The sequence below is a fragment of the Chitinophaga ginsengisegetis genome (genome assembly GCF_900168065.1).
GTDB classification, from domain to species: Bacteria; Bacteroidota; Bacteroidia; order Chitinophagales; family Chitinophagaceae; genus Chitinophaga; species Chitinophaga ginsengisegetis.
In genome coordinates this window covers 392,329-409,594 of sequence record NZ_FUZZ01000005.1, presented here as the reverse complement: position 1 = coordinate 409,594, position 17,266 = coordinate 392,329, and the positions used below count along the sequence as shown (strand labels likewise).

The 17,266-nt window shown below is 49.2% G+C and carries 13 protein-coding genes; 6 read left to right on the top strand and 7 right to left on the bottom strand.

The genetic code is table 11. The features are described from left to right. The first annotated feature begins 128 nt into the window (after positions 1–128). Positions 129–1,022 carry a DUF72 domain-containing protein gene (locus B5Z18_RS27820; RefSeq protein ID WP_079472825.1) on the top strand — a complete coding sequence of 298 codons (894 nt, stop codon included), beginning with the start codon at positions 129–131 and terminating at the stop codon, positions 1,020–1,022. An 86-nt stretch (positions 1,023–1,108) separates the two neighbouring features. Continuing rightward, complete coding sequence (locus tag B5Z18_RS27815; RefSeq protein ID WP_079473117.1) at positions 1,109–4,033, top strand: FAD-binding and (Fe-S)-binding domain-containing protein; 2,925 nt, start codon at positions 1,109–1,111, stop codon at positions 4,031–4,033. 5 nt (positions 4,034–4,038) lie between these two features. Here the strand turns inward: B5Z18_RS27815 and B5Z18_RS27810 are convergent, their stop codons facing one another. From B5Z18_RS27810 to B5Z18_RS27795, 4 genes are read right to left on the bottom strand one after another with little or no spacing between them, the layout of a single operon-like run. Next, the gene (locus B5Z18_RS27810) at positions 4,039–4,791 is read right to left on the bottom strand and encodes a class I SAM-dependent methyltransferase (protein ID WP_079472824.1); all 753 of its coding nucleotides are present in this window, start codon (positions 4,789–4,791) and stop codon (positions 4,039–4,041) included. Positions 4,792–4,807: 16 nt separating this feature from the next. After that, on the bottom strand, positions 4,808–7,981 hold the full coding sequence (locus tag B5Z18_RS27805) for an efflux RND transporter permease subunit (RefSeq protein WP_079472823.1): 3,174 nt from the start codon (positions 7,979–7,981) through the stop codon (positions 4,808–4,810). 21 nt (positions 7,982–8,002) lie between these two features. Further along, a complete protein-coding gene (locus B5Z18_RS27800; RefSeq protein ID WP_079472822.1) occupies positions 8,003–9,139 on the bottom strand; it encodes an efflux RND transporter periplasmic adaptor subunit in 1,137 nt (378 codons plus the stop codon). A 35-nt stretch (positions 9,140–9,174) separates the two neighbouring features. Then, complete coding sequence (locus tag B5Z18_RS27795; protein WP_079472821.1) at positions 9,175–10,521, bottom strand: TolC family protein; 1,347 nt, start codon at positions 10,519–10,521, stop codon at positions 9,175–9,177. 175 nt (positions 10,522–10,696) lie between these two features. Between B5Z18_RS27795 and B5Z18_RS27790 the strand changes: the two genes are divergently transcribed. Both B5Z18_RS27790 and B5Z18_RS27785 read left to right on the top strand, forming a co-directional pair. Beyond that, a complete protein-coding gene (locus B5Z18_RS27790; protein ID WP_159454455.1) occupies positions 10,697–11,401 on the top strand; it encodes a TMEM175 family protein in 705 nt (234 codons plus the stop codon). Positions 11,402–11,412: 11 nt separating this feature from the next. After that, positions 11,413–12,453, top strand: a complete 1,041-nt coding sequence (locus tag B5Z18_RS27785; RefSeq protein WP_079472819.1) for a hypothetical protein — start codon at positions 11,413–11,415, stop codon at positions 12,451–12,453. Between the two features lie 56 nt (positions 12,454–12,509). On the opposite strand, the gene B5Z18_RS27780 is transcribed toward B5Z18_RS27785, so the two are convergent. Continuing rightward, positions 12,510–13,484, bottom strand: a complete 975-nt coding sequence (locus B5Z18_RS27780) for a terpene synthase family protein (protein WP_079472818.1) — start codon at positions 13,482–13,484, stop codon at positions 12,510–12,512. A 211-nt stretch (positions 13,485–13,695) separates the two neighbouring features. Continuing rightward, entirely contained in the window at positions 13,696–14,229 is a 534-nt protein-coding gene (idi, locus tag B5Z18_RS27775) for an isopentenyl-diphosphate Delta-isomerase (protein WP_079472817.1), read from the bottom strand. Positions 14,230–14,405: 176 nt separating this feature from the next. Between idi and B5Z18_RS27770 the strand changes: the two genes are divergently transcribed. Both B5Z18_RS27770 and B5Z18_RS27765 read left to right on the top strand, forming a co-directional pair. After that, on the top strand, positions 14,406–14,876 hold the full coding sequence (locus B5Z18_RS27770) for a GAF domain-containing protein (protein ID WP_079472816.1): 471 nt from the start codon (positions 14,406–14,408) through the stop codon (positions 14,874–14,876). 47 nt (positions 14,877–14,923) lie between these two features. Then, on the top strand, positions 14,924–15,664 hold the full coding sequence (locus B5Z18_RS27765; protein WP_079472815.1) for a tyrosine-protein phosphatase: 741 nt from the start codon (positions 14,924–14,926) through the stop codon (positions 15,662–15,664). Here the strand turns inward: B5Z18_RS27765 and B5Z18_RS27760 are convergent, their stop codons facing one another. Continuing rightward, positions 15,665–17,242 carry a T9SS type B sorting domain-containing protein gene (locus B5Z18_RS27760; protein WP_079472814.1) on the bottom strand — a complete coding sequence of 526 codons (1,578 nt, stop codon included), beginning with the start codon at positions 17,240–17,242 and terminating at the stop codon, positions 15,665–15,667. It lies immediately after the preceding gene. Between the last annotated feature and the right edge of the window lie 24 nt (positions 17,243–17,266).

Here is a 17,266-nt window from a genome sequence, read left to right as displayed (position 1 = left end):
CAAAGACTTCCCCACGATTTTTTATGATTATTATGAATATCCCCGCCGGCGGGGATAGGAGCCGTTACGATAGTTTATATTTGTAACAGCAAATTGTTATGTGTCTCACCTCTAAATGCTGAATGCTCATGGATTTTGGTCGCGTTCCTACTGATATGCTGATGGACATTGATTTTAAGTTGCCCGCAGAACCTGTTTTTAATAAGAAGGTATTGAAAGGCAAACCCGTGAAAAAGCCGCAGGCCTGGCTGGGATGCGCCAAATGGGGACGAAAGGAATGGATCGGGAAAATATATCCCAAAGGCACGAAAGAGGCCAATTTCCTCGGCGAATATGTAAAACACTTCAACAGCATTGAGCTGAATGCCACCCACTACCAGATCTATGGCCCCGAAACCATTTCCAAATGGGACGCCAACGCACAGGGAATGGACTTTAAGTTCTGCCCCAAAGTACCACAGGCGATCAGTCATTTCAGCAACCTGGTAAGCTCCGGGCCTAAAACCACCGCCTTCCTGGAAGGAGTGCTGGCCTTTGGCAAACACCTGGGTCCCATCTTTTTACAATTGAGTGATAAATATGGTCCCGCCAAACGGGAATACCTATACGAATACCTCGCCTCCCTGCCCACCGACCTGCAGTTTTTTGTGGAACTACGCCATAAAGAATGGTTTGAAGATGAAGCCGTGCGGCTGGAATTGTACGAAAAGCTCAACAAACTCAATGTGGGCCTCATTATTACCGACACTGCCGGCAGAAGGGATGTAGCGCATATGCACCTCACCATCCCAAAAGTGTTTATCCGGTTTGTGGGCAACAGCCTGCATCCAACAGATTATACCCGGATCGACGACTGGGCCAACCGCATCAAATACTGGCTGGACAACGGTTTGAAAGAGGTTTATTTTTTTATGCATATGCACGATGAAGCCACCTCCCCGGAGCTGGCCGTATACCTGGTAGACAAGCTGGAAGCCGTTTGCGGGATAGACGTAAAAAAGCCCCAATTTGTAAAAGAATAGCGGTTTTTTTTACGAATACATTACAAGGGATGAAAAAGACGGACTGAAATATTAATTTCGCCCTCTCAAAACAGGTTTTTACCATGATGCGCGACAAGCTAGAGCAATTAGCCGGGAAACTGGAAGGCACGCTTTATACAGATGATACCATGCGGACACTTTATGCCACCGATGCGTCGGCATACCGTGAAATGCCGCTGGCAGTAGCTATTCCGCAGCATATCGACGATCTTAAGACACTGATCAGTTTTGCGCGTGAAAATAAAACATCCCTCATACCACGTACAGCCGGCACTTCGCTGGCAGGCCAGGTTGTGGGCAACGGGATCATTACCGATGTTTCCCGCACTTTCACCAACATACTGGAATTTAATAAAGAAGAAGGATGGGTACGCGTACAGCCGGGCGTTATCCGCGATGAGCTGAACATGTTCCTCAAACCGCATGGGTTTTATTTTGGCCCGGAAACCTCCACCGCCAACCGCGCCATGATAGGCGGTATGGTGGGCAATAACTCCTGCGGCTCCAATTCCGTAGTATACGGCAGCACCCGCGAACACCTGCTGGAAGTAAAAGCCCTCCTGAGCAACGGAGAAGAAGTAACCTTTGGCAGCATGGACGCAGAAAGCTTCCACCAGAAATGCGAAGGCCCTGATACACTGGAAACCCGGATCTATAAACAAATCCGTACCAGCCTTAGTAACTACAGCTACCAGGAAGAAATCCGGAAGGAATTCCCCAAAAAAAGCATCCCCCGCCGCAATACCGGCTACGCGGTAGATATGCTGCTGGAAACAAATCCCTTCACGGCCGGTACGGAAGACTTTAACTTCTGTAAACTCATTGCCGGTTCTGAAGGTACCCTGGCTTTTCTCACAGAAATAAAACTGCATGTAGACCCGCTTCCTCCAAAGGAAACAGGTTTGCTCTGCATACATTTTAATAATATAGATGAATCCCTGCGGGCCAACATCCTCGTGATGGAATACAAACCCAGCGCCAGTGAACTCATCGACCACTACATCCTGGAATGTACAAAGGATAACATCGAACAAAGCAAGAACCGCTTCTTTGTGCAAGGCGATCCCGGCGCTATCCTGGTGGTGGAGTTTTGCCGCAATACACGGGAAGAGATCATTGAAATTACCGGGCGGCTGGAAGCCACGCTGCGGGCGGCTGGACTGGGATACCATTTCCCCCTGTTATTCGGCGACGACAGTAAAAAGATCTGGGCGCTGCGTAAAGCAGGTCTGGGTTTGCTCAGCAACCTCCCCGGCGATGAAAAGGCTGTACCTGTGATTGAAGATACCGCTGTTGCCGTGGAAGACCTCCCCGACTTTATCCGGGACTTCAACGATATACTGGCGAAATACAAATTATACGCCGTGCACTATGCACATGCCGGTAGTGGTGAAATCCACCTCCGTCCTATCATCAACCTGAAAACGGAAGAAGGAAATTTACTGTTCCGTAAAATCGCAGAAGAAATTGCCACCCTCGTAAAAAAATACCACGGCTCCCTCAGTGGGGAACATGGCGACGGCAGGCTCAGAGGCGAGTTTATTAAACAGATGGTGGGCGACAAAAACTATGAACTGCTCCGCCAGATCAAATATACCTGGGACCCTGAAAATATTTTCAACCCCAACAAGATCGTAGACACACCATCCATGAACACGATGCTGCGCTACGAACCCGGACAAAAAGCACCGGAACTGAAAACCATTTTTCATTTCCCGGATCAAACCATGCTGCAACACGCAGAGCAATGCAATGGCTCCGGCGACTGCCGCAAAACGCAACTCAGCGGCGGCACCATGTGCCCCAGCTACATGGCTACCCGCAATGAAAAGGATACTACCCGCGCCAGGGCCAACATCCTCCGCGAGTTCCTCACCAACAGCACCAAAGAAAACCGCTTCGACCATAAAGAAATTTATGACGTGCTGGATCTTTGCCTGGCCTGTAAAGGCTGCAAGTCCGAATGCCCTTCCAACGTGGATATGGCCAAGCTGAAAATGGAGTTCCTGCAGCATTACCATGATGCCAACGGCGTGCCGCTGCGTGCCAATATGATCGGCAACTTCTCCAAACTATCCAGACTGGCAGCTATTGCGCCCGGCATTTATAATGCGATGATCAATAACTCCTTCACCGGTGGGATCATCCGTCAATTCGCCGGCTTTGCCGCCAAACGCTCCCTACCCGGCCTGCATAACATTACCTTACGGAAATGGTTCTACGAAAAATGGCCGAAGGAAAAACAGGGCGCTGCCGGTAATAAAAAAGTATATCTTTTCTGTGACGAGTTCACCAACTATAACGACACCACTATCGGTATCAAAGCAGTACAACTCCTGCACCGACTGGGTTACGACGTACAAATGATTGAACACCCGGAAAGTGCCCGCGCCTATATGTCGAAAGGATTATTGCGCAAAGCACGCGAATATGCCGACCGCAATGTTCGTATATTCAGCAACGTTATTAACGAGAATGTGCCTTTACTCGGCGTAGAACCTTCTGCCATATTGAGTTTTCGCGATGAATACCCCGACCTTGTGAGTGAAGGGCTTCGCACACAGGCAAAAGCGCTGGCAAAAAATGTATTCCTGATAGATGAATTTATTGCCGCGGAAGCAGACAAAGGACATATCACCGCTCAACAGTTTACTGCCGACAAACAACATATCAAACTCCATGGACATTGCCAGCAGAAGGCATTATCATCTGCCCTGCACAGCAAAAAAATGCTTTCCCTGCCGCAGAATTATTCCGTAGAAGTAATTCCTTCCGGTTGCTGCGGTATGGCCGGTTCCTTTGGTTACGAAAAAGAACACTACGACCTGAGTATGCAAATTGGTGAAATGGTATTATTCCCCGCAGTGCGTAATGCGGCGCAGGGAACAATTATAGCCGCGCCGGGCACCAGTTGCCGCCACCAGGTGAAGGATGGTACCGGCGTGAAAGCGTTGCACCCGGTGGAGATATTGTATAACAGTTTAGCATAGGGAATCTATACCGTTCCCAGGTAGAGCTTTGTTTCATAATGAAACTTCACCATGCCCTGCTCCTTGTATTTCCCGAACAGGTCTTCCAGCGCGCGCATCATGGGTGTATACGACGGGTGGCCCTGTTCGGGGACATAGGAAGAGGAGAGCAATCTTCCTTTAAGCGCAGCAAAATCGAATAGCTGCGCATTCTGAAATACCTTTTCCTGCATAGTACCGGGCTGGAAAAAGCCAGCTAACTGTGACGCCCCAACGTTTCTGTGCTGCATATCTTTATAATCCGTGCCGTATTGGTGCAGAAGTTTTTCGTAGCCTTTTTCAAATGGCAGTTCCGACTGGCGTACATTCCACATCAGCACTACTTTTGCGTTTTCGCGGCCTATGCGGCGGAACTCTGCGGCAGTAGCCTGCTGATCAAACCAGTGAAAGGCGGTGCCGGCCACTATCAGGTCCACGGAGGCATCCGGGAGGGTGGTATGTTCAGCGCTGCCGTTAACCGCAATGAAGTTCGGATACCGGTTCAGCAGCTTTTCGGCGGCCTCTCTCATATCCTTATTGGGTTCCACTGCATATACTTTGTTGCCGTTGTCAAGGAATGGCTGGGCGGAAATACCGGTGCCTGCTCCTATATCTGCCACAATGGTGTGGCGTGTCAGGCCGGTTTCGGCTTCGAGATAAGGAATAACGGCCACAGGATAATGTGGCCGGTACTTGATATAGTTATCTACGCGGGTGCTGAAGCGTTCTGTATTTTTCATCGTAATGAAGTTAGGGTTATTCTCCTAATCCTTTTGGCTTTTTCTCTTCATTACCGTGTGCTTCGAGGTCGGCCAGTTTCTTTTTACCGTAAGACAGTTTAGTGATGAGTACATACAAAACCGGTACGGTAAAGATTCCCAATAAAGTAGCGGCAAGCATCCCTCCCACTACGGTAAAGCCTATATTAACGCGGGAAGCGGCGCCGGCGCCCTTTGCCAGGCACAATGGCATCACCCCTAATATGAAGGCGAAGGAAGTCATGAGGATAGGACGCAAACGTAGTTTTACGGCCTCCAGTGTGGCATCCAGCAACGGCATCCCCCTGTCTACACGCTCTTTACAGAACTCCACGATCAGGATGGCATTTTTCGCCGCCAAACCGATCAGGGTGATCAAACCAATCTGGGAATAAACGCTATTGGATTGTTTCGTTAACGACAGCGCCAGGATGGACCCGAACAATGCGATGGGTACGGCCAGCAATACAGAGAACGGAACAGACCAGCTCTCATACAGGGCTGTGAGCAGCAGGAATACAAACAGGATCGATAATCCAAAGATGAGTGTACTACTATTACCGGCTTCAATTTCCTGCAGGGATACGTTGGCCCATTCGAAGGAGAAGTTCTCCGGCAGCACCTGTGCGGCCACTTCTTTCAGTGCATTGATGGCGTCTCCACTACTGTAGCCGGGTTTACTGTCGCCGTTGATTTCAACAGAGCGGTACAGGTTAAAGTGGTTGATTACCGGGGCGCCGGAGGCTTTTTTGGTGGTGATCAGTGCGCTGAGCGGCACCATCTGCCCGGTAGCATTGCGGACATAATAAGTGTTCAGATTATTGATGCTGGTACGGTAAGTAGAATCTGCCTGCAGTACCACGCGGAAGCTCCGGCTGAATTTGGTGAAATCGTTTACATACAACCCTCCGAGGAAAGTTTGCAATGCGTTGAATACATCGCTGACGGCTACACCGAGTTGCTTACATTTATCGCGGTCTACCTCCACGTTGAATTGCGGGGTATTGGCGCTGAAGAAAGCGTATGCCCGCGCTATTTCCGGCCGCTGGTTGGCGGCCATCAGGAACTGACCCATTACCTGGAGGAACTGGTTGATATCAGGATTACTCCGTTGCTCCAGCATAAAGGAGAACCCACCGGTATTACCTAATCCACGGAGCGTGGGTGAAGGAATACAGATGATATTGGCGCCAACGATACGACTGGTCGCCATTTGAATTCTTCCTAAAACAGTCCCCATATTATCTCCGTGTTTATACCGCTCATCCCAGGGCCGGAGGCTCACGAAAAAGGTGCCGGAGTTGGGCTTGGTGGCATTTGCCACGAAGTTGATCCCTGTTATACCAAAGAAGTGCAGTACTGCACTGTCTTTCAGCAGAATATCACTGATCTGCGCCACTACTTCCTTTGTCCGCTGGGAAGAAGATGCTTCCGGTAGTTCCAGTGCTATGAACATGGCGCCCATATCTTCCTGGGGGACAAAGGTGGTGGGTGTTTTCTTAAAGAGATAGAATGCGGCCACAAACAGTACCGCCATAATCACCAGTACTGCCGGCGTTTTACGGATACTGAACATCACGCCTTTACCATAGCGGTTGGTAACTCTTGCAAACCATTCATTGAATTTGAAGAAGATCTTATTCAGCCCTGTTGATTTCTGGGTAAGGTGCGCGGGCCTTAAAAGGATCGCAGTGAGTGCAGGCGTTAACGTTAGTGCCAGGAACGCCGACAACAATACTGAAAAGGCAATGGTTAAGGCAAACTGCTGGTACAACCGTCCGCTTACACCGGGAATAAAGGCTACTGGTACAAACACCGCTGCCAGGATGAGGGCGATGGCAATTACCGGCCCCTGTACTTCCGACATGGCTTTGAAAGTGGCTTCCCGCGGCGTCATCAGGTTCGCATCAATGTGATGCTGCACGGCTTCCACCACCACAATGGCATCATCCACCACAATACCGATGGCCAGTACGAAGCCAAACAGGGTGAGGGTATTGATGGAAAATCCCAGCAGCTGGAAAAATATAAAGGTTCCTATCAGTGAAATCGGGATTACCAGGATGGGGATAATGGTTGCCCGCCAGTTCTGAAGGAATACAAATACCACGATCACCACCAGTATCAGGGCTTCCACAAAGGTTTCTATTACTTCTTCGATAGATATTTTTACGAAAGAGGTAGATTCAAACGGCACCAGCCATTTCACATCTTCCGGGAAGCGTTTCGACATCTCCTCCAGTTTGGCTATTACCAGGTCGTTTACATCCAGTGCGTTGGCGCCGGGCGCCAGGTAAATGGCCATACCGCTACCGGTTTTACCATCTGCTTTTGCTTCGATGGCGTAGGTAAAGGAGCCGAGGTCTATCCGGGCCACATCGCGGAGGCGAACGAGGCTTCCATTCTGGCTGGTGGCCACTACTACGTTACCAAATTCTTCGGTGGTAGCCAAACGGCCTTTTACGCTTACGGTATATTCAAAAGCCTGTGTACTGCGCATAGGCGCCGCGCCCACACTACCGGCCGGTACCTGCTGGTTCTGTTCCGTGATGGCCCGGGCAATGTCGCCGGCGGTTAATCCGAGGGCGGCCATTTTATCCGGGTTCAGCCAGATACGCATACTATAATCCTGTGAAAACGCATTTACGTCGCCCACGCCGGACACACGGGCCAGCTCCGGTTTCAGGTAAATGTTCATGTAGTTATCGAGGAATTCGCGCGAGTGTTTTCCTTTGGGAGAGTTCAGCGCGATTACCATCAACATATCATTGGAACGTTTCTTAACGGTTACCCCTACACGACGTACTTCATCGGGCGTACTTGGCAGCGCCAGGCTCACACGGTTTTGTACATCCAGGGTAGCGATATCCGGGTTGGTACCCAGTTTAAAGCTCACGGTAATACTCATGGAGCCATCGTTTGCACTTACTGATTGTATGTACATGGCACCGGGTGTACCATTCACCTGGTTTTCTATGGGGGTGGTCACTGTTTCCTCTACCGTTGTGGAGTTGGCTCCCACGTAGTTGGCCCTTACATCCGTTACCGGCGGTGCAATATCCGGCAGCTGTGCAATAGGGAGGTTAAACATACAGATGAGCCCTACAATCACAATAATGATAGCAATTACGATCGTAGTATTCTTGCGCTCTATAAATGTTTTTGAGATCATACTGTGATGGTGATTTAGGATTTATTGTTTTGCCCCTGCTCCTGCTCCGGCGATATTTACGGTATCTCCGGGTTTCACCCGCTGGATGCCTTCCACCACGATCCTGTCGCCGGCTTTCAGTCCGCTGGTAACCAGCTGCATGGTATCTGTAACCGGGCCGGGAACAATATCCTGGGCGCCAACTACATTGTCTTTTGAAATTGTATATACGCTTGTTTCCGATAAATTCTGGATAATGGCTTTCGCCGGAATAGCCAGCTGTGTGGCGGGAGTGCCGTATTGCATCACAATCACGATACTCATACCTGACTTCAGCATATTATCCTTGTTTTCAAAAACGAGTCGTACCCTTACGGTACCGGTTTGCGGATCTACAATATTATTGATGGTTAACACTTTACCGGTTTCGCCGTAGCGGGTACCATCGCCAAACTGGATATAGAATTTTTCATCACCGCCCTGGCCTTTCTGGATGCGCAGGAATTCCGGCAGGCGGGCCTGTGGAATATCCATATCCGCAAACATGGGGTGTTCATTTACGATGGTGTTAATGAGGGTTTGCCCGGCATTGATCACGTCTCCTACTTTTATCTGGGCGATACCAATTTTACCGGTTACGGGCGCCCGCACCACGGCATGGCTTACATCGGTGCCGGCCCTTGTCACGGAAGCTTTTGCAGCCGCCACATTGGCCTGGGCGGTTAGCATGGCGGTGTAAGCCTGATCTACCGTTTGTTTGGAAATGGCGTCGTGGTCCAGGAGGGATTTATATCTTTCGTAGTCGCGTTGCCGTTGCGCCAGTTCAGCTTCCGCCTGTTGCTGGGTGGCGGCTACCTGCCCGTAGGCGGCGGCATAGCGGCTTCTGTCAATATCATACAGGGGTTGGCCCTTCGTTACGTTGCTGCCGTCGGCCACCCGGATGGCTTCCAGGTAACCGGAAACATCCGGCTTTAGCTGCACGATATCGTGGGCCATCAGGGTAGCAGGGAATTTCTCCGACACGGTATACACGGCCGGTACTACTTCTGCGGCTACTACGGTTGGCTTCATCTTCCCCATCATAGCGGCCTGTTGCTGTTGCTTTTTGCTGTTGCCACAGGCTACACAGAGTATCATTCCTGCCACATAAAAGGTCCGCTTGTAATTTATTAGATACATATGAGAAATTAATTGCGAATTACGAATGCTGATACTTATTTAATTTTGCCCATAGCTTTATCCAGGTCTGTTTTGCTGATCAGGGTGTTTAACAGGGCCTGCACATAATCCACCTGCGCCTGTTTCAGTTCACTTTCCGCTGAAATCACATCAAGACTGCTCGCCACTCCCTGTTCAAATTTGAGCACAATACGGTCATAAATGCCCTGGGTCAATCCCATGTTTGTTTTCTGGGTCACGAACCGGGACTTGTTATTAAGATATTGTGTATTGGCGTTGGTCACTTCCAGTTTGATCTGCTGCGACAGGTAACTGAGGTCGTTCTCTGATTTCTCCAGCGTAATTTTATTCTGCCTGATCTGGTGTAATCTTTCAGTACCGGTAAAAATGGGCCATGCCAGGGTTAGTCCCAGTGCGGAGGCGCCGAAGCCGGTTTTATACAGATCCCCGAAATTTGCGGAGAAATAGTTCCAGCCGTAATTCACAAAACCATTTAAAGATGGCAGGTAGGCCATCTTCTTACTTTTCAGGTTCAGTTGATTCAGGGCAATCTGGGTAGTTTGTATCCCGTATTCTACCCGGTCCTGCACCTGGTAATCAACGGTATCAGCAATAAACGATTCCACGTTGAGGTCCTGTACGGATTCTGTGAGGTCCAGTTTTGCTTCCTGGGGCATGCCCATCTGGAATTTTAATAACTGGGTCGTATATACGAGTAAACGGATCTGGGTTTCGATATCGGTTACCACATTATTATAGGACACCTGGATCCTGTCCACATCTACTCTTTCCGCCACTCCTACATCGTAGCGGGCTTTGGTGTCTTTCAGGGTTTTCTCCAGCTGTTCCATATTGGCTTTGGAGAGACGGATATTTTCCTCATTGGCCAGCACGGCGTAATAGGCTTTGGTAATGGCCACGCGGGTATCAATTTCTGTTCTTTTATAGGTTCTTTCTGCCAGGCCGCCATATACTTTTGCGGCTTTCAGTCCGAGGAAGTAGTCGCTGTTGAAGATGGTCTGGTTTACCTGCCCGGTTACGGAGGAGGCGTAGCGGGTTCCGAATTGTACGGGGATTCTTACGCCGGAAGTCGGATTAGTCAGATCGGGTATTAAAGACGTAGCCAGTTTCAGGTTATCGGTAAAGCTGGCGTTGACATCTGCGTGGGGAAGCAGTTTTCCGGTAGCTTCCTTGATCTGTTCCCGGGAGAAATTGATATCCAGCCGGGCATTTACGACATCGTTCTGATGGGCCAGGCCGTACTGTATGCAATTCGCCAGATTAAAAGCAAAGGGTCCCTGTTGCGCCGTATCTGTTTGCCCGTAAGCTCTTGTTATCCCTGAAAGTAAAACAAAGGTGAATAGAAAAAGACGACAATGCATACGTATTACTTTGAAAGTATATGATGATTGATAAATACTTAACAACAAACAGGTAAAAAGGTTCTGTTGGGGAGCCGGCTATTGCATGGGCTCCGGAAAACGGGCAGAATGCCTAATAACTGCCAGCTAAAAGCTATTTTCGTATCTTTCGGAAAAGTTATTGTTAACTATGTCTATGTCTGTCATAAAAGAACCCAAACCGTTTCATCGTGAGTTTGAGCTGGAGCGATTGATGTTTTTCAGTGATGCGGTGTTTGCCATTGCTATTACATTACTGATCATCGGAATAAAACTGCCTGCCCTTCCGGGGAAAATGCCTGCCAACGGCTATTGGGATTTTTTTGAACCTACCGCTATTGAATTTTTAACATTCGTGGTAAGTTTTGTCTTTATCGGGAACTTCTGGGTACGGCATCTTCAATTATGCCGGTTTCTCCAAAATTACAATGAAGGATTGATTCACCGGCATCTTTTCTTTTTATTTTTTATTGTGACGTTTCCTTTTTCTACTTCTGCGTTGCTGCATACCAGTTCGCATTTTATGCTGCCTTTCTTTATCTACCTCTGTAACCTGGCGGGTTGCCTGGCAGCCTTGTTCTGGATCAGCTATTACGTATTCCAGAAAAATCCGGACCTGGCCATTGCCGGTCATCATACCGAAAAAGAACTATTATACCAGCGGTTTAAATACGGCTTTCTCACTATGGCAACGGGTTTCACCTGCATAGCCATGACCTATTTCCTGTACCCGGAGAATACAGCGTACCAGCGTATCAGTTATATGCTGATCCCTGCGCTGGCTTTGTTTAATTATTTCCGTTTAAAGATAAAGAAACGCAATACGCTCCGCCTGGTACACAAAATGGGGGCAAACAACTGAAAAAGCAGCCTATGTTAGAACTGGACAAAAAGGAAGCGCAGATAGTACAACGGGCTATTCAGTCGTGGCAGCGTGACCGCCTCATCAACGATGAGCAGGCCGGCGAGCTGCAGAAAAGCTATAAAGTGGTGAACACCGACTGGCAAACCCTTACACTCTATATTTTTATTGCGGCCATATCCTGCGCGCTGATGGCTTTCGGATCGCTGGTGCTGGATGAAAAGTGGATAGAGATTATCCGGAAGAAGTTTTCGCTGACCGACAGTGTGATTGCCCTGGTATTTGGTGCGCTCACTGTTTTTCTTTGTTACGAAGGATGGCGCCGTAATAAACATCAACCGCTGTTTTCGTTTAACCGGGAACTTTTCTGGCTGCTTCCTGTTCTTAGTATAGGCGTGAGCGTGGTTTACCTGGGTAAAAGCGTGAACTACCTGGAAGGCAATTATGGCGCCTTCTGGTTGCTGGCTACCGCCTGCTACGGCGTGCTGGGTATTACGCTTCACTCCCGGCTGTTATGGGTTGCCACCCTGCTTTGCCTGATCCCGGCTTACGTAAAGCTCACCTATTTCCTTACCGGAGACGCGGCTTATTTCCTGGGCATGAATCTCCCCTGCCGCATGGCCCTGCTGGGAGTGCTGCTCACCGGTGTGGCCTGGCTCCTGCGTCAGTTCAAAGTATATGCGCCCATCAAGGATATTACGTGGAGCGGGGGCTGGCTACTGTTGCTGATTTCCGGCTGGCTGATCTCTATTTTTGGTAACTGTGGTACCTGGGACGAATGGCAGCAATTACGGCAGGTTCACTTATTGCAATGGGTGATCATCTACACCGTGCTGTGTGCCGGCGTATTCCTGCTGGGGCTGCGGTTAAAAGACGACCTGCTGCGCGACCTGGGTGTTGCCTTCCTGCTGCTGGACCTGTATACCCGCTATTTTGAATATCTCTGGGATTTCACCAATAAGGGACTCTTCTTTGGCATCCTGGCGCTGTCGTTCTGGTGGGTGGGACGGCTTATTGAAAAACGGATGAAACAGGGAAATGAACGAAAATAAAAAAGGCCTGCGGCGGTATGCTTCTTTCTGAAAAAACAAGCGCCACAGGCGCTCTTCTACGCTGCTACCACATCTCCCATGGCCATACCATAGCGGCCGGTATCTTTCACACTCCAGTCGTAATTGCCTGTAATCCAGGAACGGAGCACAGACACGTACCTTAACAATTCATAATCGGTTTCAACGCCTTTCAGGGGAAGCAGTTTTTCCAGCGTAACGAAAATGGCTACTTCTTCGTTGTGCATCCGGGTGGCTTCATTAATAGCCTCCTGGAGACTGCATTGCCGCGCATGTTGCAGCACCAGCACCAGGTTATGCACATCGCCCTGCCTGGCTTCTTTCGTGCAGGAAAACAGGTCGTTGGCCCAGCAAACAATATTGTTGCAGGCCTGGATCATGCGCTGTATCAGGGGCTGTTCTATTATTTCCCGGCTGAGATACACTTTCTCAATAATCTCTATCGCTTCAATATCCGCCAGGAGGGCGCCTGTAAAGGGCCGCATATGTACATAATCGGCCACGGAGGGAACAATACCCGCCTCGCGGTTTTCGGCTTCCCAGATACAGGATGTGAAATAATCGTCCATGCTACGGATAAAGCGCAGGCGCCAGGCCGGGCTGCCGATGGCGCGCATACGTTCCCATATGCTGCTCAGGGCTGCCGCCAGCGGGCCGCCGCTTTCCAGGGTCACCTGGCGGTTATGACGCATGATATCCATTAACCCGGACATCATGCTTTTGAGGTAATCGGCTTTGCGCCCCGTAGCAGCTTCATCGCACTGATCATCAAGGATAAACAGCCAGGTGTTAAAATCCGCGATGATGCAAAGCTCGTGCAAAGCCGCATCAGGAAAGGCCCTGGCTGCCAGCCAGGCGAAACGGGCTTTCTCAAAGCGCCGCCAGGCAAGCTCGGAGGTGATCAGACCATAAGTTTGTACCCAGGAAGCAATGTGTTGCTGGGCTTCATCTGCGTGTTGGTTAACGCCGGAAGGGAATGGATAACTGACAGTTGGCATTTGGATGGTTGTCATGTGTCTTTTGGTTTAATAGTTAACTATGGTGGGTAATAAAAATGACGTTGGCATTACCGGGAGGGAATCCCGGAAGGGTGCAAAGGAGCGGGCACAGGTAAACATCCGCTACTTAAAAGCAGAAAACAAGGCAGATAGGTGTGTATAATCTCTTAAATTAAAACAACCCGGTTAACAGTAAAAAAACTGGCATAGTAAAATAAAAATTTAATTAAACAGCGCTGACCGGCGTACCGAGATATTGCAGTACCAATGGTAGTGCGCGATGGAACCAGATGGTAAACGCAGCCGGTTCTTTTTCCATTAATTCAAGTATTTCGCCGGGTGACAGATAGCGGTAATCACACACCTCGGAGGCTTCGGGAAATATGCTGCCATTATAGGTACCCAGCAATACATGATCAAATTCATGTTCGGTTAACCCGTTATCAAAACCGGTTCTGTAAGTAAAAGAAAAAATTTCCTGCAGGTCACAATCGAATCCCATTTCTTCTTTTAAACGCCGGTGCGCTGCTGACGCAGTATCTTCCCCTGGATAAGGGTGGCTGCAACAGGCGTTGGTCCATAGCCCGGCAGAATGATATTTCTCCAGCGCCCTGCGCTGCAATAAAATCTCGCCTGCATCATTGATGATAAATACAGAAAAAGCGCGATGGAGCAACCCTTTCTCGTGGGCTTCCATCTTCTCCATCGTTCCAATAGCCTCATCCTGTTCGTTCACTAATATTACATCCGGTGATTTCATAGACTGTCAAAGATATTTTAATTACGCTTCCGGCAGATGAAAATAGGACAAAGAAGCAAAAAACTATACTTAAACAAATAATAATTGGTTGAGTGGTTAACAGCAATACTTTAACGGTTACTTAGATAAATATAATATAAATTTTCCGGACTTTTGCAATATTAACAACCACGAAAATGGCAGAAGACTTACAAATCGTCAAAGGAAATAAAGCGGAGCAGTACACTTCCCTTCTTCCCCAGATCAAAGGATTACTGGAAGGGGAAACCGACCTGGTGGCCAATATGGCCAATGTGGCCGCTGCGCTGAAAGAGCAGTTTGGATGGCTCTGGGTAGGCTTTTACCTGGTGAAAGAAGATGAACTGGTGCTTGGTCCTTTTCAGGGTCCGGTAGCGTGTACCCGTATCCGTAAGAACAGGGGTGTTTGCGGCAGCAGCTGGGCACAGGCCCGTACGCTTATTGTGCCGGACGTGGAAGCCTTCCCCGGACACATCGCCTGCAGCAGCTTATCAAAATCTGAGATAGTGGTACCGATAATCCGCAATGGCGAAGTAACGGCCATACTGGATGTGGATAGTGAACATCTTGCTCATTTTGATGTTACTGATCAGCAATACCTGGAAGAAATTGTGGCACTGATTGTGTGATAACAAAGCGGACTTTTGTATCATCGCTTTATTGAGGAACCATTATTATGCTTTTTTTCAGAAAAAAAAATACCGAAACAGTACCACCTGCAGATCTGCTGGCATTTATGACGACAGATATCCACTCGCATCTTGTACCGGGTGTGGATGATGGCGTACCCGACGTGGCTACGTCTTTACATTTTATTGAACAATTGCAGGCAATGGGGATCCGGAAAATTATTACCACCCCACACATCATGATGGACCGGTATCCCAATTCCGCCGGCACCTTAACCGATCCATATCAGCAGGTACAACAGGAGCTGCTCCGGAAAAACAGCCCGCTTCCTTTTCACTTTGCTGCAGAATACTATCTTGATGAACAGTTTGTGCCATTGATGCAGCAACCGCTGCTTACCATCTCCGGGAATATGGTACTGGTGGAAATTTCGTTTATGTCGGCCCCGCCACAACTGGCACAATGGCTGTTTGATATACAGGCGGCCGGCTATCAGCCGGTACTGGCCCACCCCGAGAGATATGGCTATTACCACGCTAACATACCGCAGTACGAACAATTGAAACAACAGGGCTGCCTGTTGCAGCTTAACCTGTTGTCGCTCACCGGCTACTATGGAAAACATGTACAACAGGCGGCTGAAAAACTCATGGCTGCCGGCTTACTGGACCTGATCGGCACCGACCTTCATCACGAGAAGCACCTGCGCGCCATTGCCGGCATTGCCAAAAACACGAAGCTCCGCAAAACACTGGAAGCCTATCCATTCGGCAACGCCGCACTATAATCAGCGGATCAGCATCACCGAACCGGTTTGCTTTCTCGCCTGCTGCTTACTGTCAGTATACAAAAGCACCCATACATAAGCGGCCGTTGGTAACATCTTTCCTTTGAAGAGGCCGTCCCACGCGCCATCCGGACTGTTGGTACTGAATACCGTTTGTCCCCAGCGGGTATACACTTCCAGCTTGTAATCATGTACATCGTCGTGTACTTTTGCCCGGAACAGGTCATTTTGCCCGTCGCCGTTGGGAGAGAATGCAGTGGGTACGAAAACGGCGCATTCACGGACATTGCGGATTATATCCGCGCTGCCATCAACTTCACAACTGTGTGCATCCTTCACTTTGAAATGAAACGTGCCCGCGTCTAACCCCGACCAGCTGCTATCTCCCTGCCAGTGGCCATTATCCAGGCTATATGCATAAGGAGGCGTACCTCCCGTGATATCCAGCATGATCTTTCCATCCATCGTGGTAGTGCAGCTCACATCTTTTTTACGCACTCCTGCAATGCTCACCGGCGAAGGCTCCACCACTTCAATACGATCCAATTGCTCAGCACAATTTTCTTCATCCTTCACCAGCACACTATAATTGCCCGGCGACAGTTTTGGGAAAGAAGGCGTATAGGTACCGCTGGTACTGCCGTTGAAATAATAACGATAGGGCGGCGTACCGCCATCAGTTTCCAGTGCGATGGTATTATTGTTGTCGCCATAACACGGCGAAGGCGTTACGGTCACTTTACTTTTCACTTCTTTTCCAATAATCGTGGCGCGTTTTGTTACGCTCACGCCATTGGGATGTGTTACCGTTACCTCGTAATCGCCGGGCGCCAGCCCGGTGATGCGTGAAGTGGTTTCCCCGCCCGGGCTCCAGCGGATTGTACAATTGCTGGTAACCCCGGTAATGCTCACGCTTGCCTCACCGGTGCGTTCCCCTTTACAGGTATGTTTCAGCGTGAGGGAAAGCTGCGGCGTTTCCAGCAGTGCAGCAGAAATATTATCTATCAACAGTGCAGAACCATAAATACTTTTATCGCAGGGAATGGCCGGATCGGCCATGAAAGTGATAAACTTATAGTTGCGGGTAGGATGAAAAACAAAAGTATAGCGCTTCCAGTTGGTATGAAAGAAAGCGCCGGTACTTGCCAGTCTTTCCGCTGTATCGCTGGGGGCATTGCCGCCATACACCGTAAGGTTTGCGTAACAGGCCAGGAATGCGTATTCAGGAGCATAGGCGAGATCCATTGATACCGTATAACTTTTACCGCCAATAAGCGGCACCTCCTGGCTAATGGATTCCAGCCATGCGGGACCGCTGTGCAGTCCTATATAAGTTGCTCCATCCGAAGCGGGTTGTGTGATATTGAGAGTGCCCGGTTGTATATCAGGCGTATTTCTTCCTCTCCAGGAAGGGGGCACTTTACCCTGCCCCGGGGTTCCTTCCAGGGAAGGATTTTTCAGTAGAATATTCTGCGCGGTAAGGGGATGCAAGGCGCTCATAGTACAGAACAATACTGCTGCAAGGTGTTTACATACACCGTACATAATATCGGAATATTTTAACAGCAGTGGTTTCATAGTTAGTATGTTTTTGAGAACAGA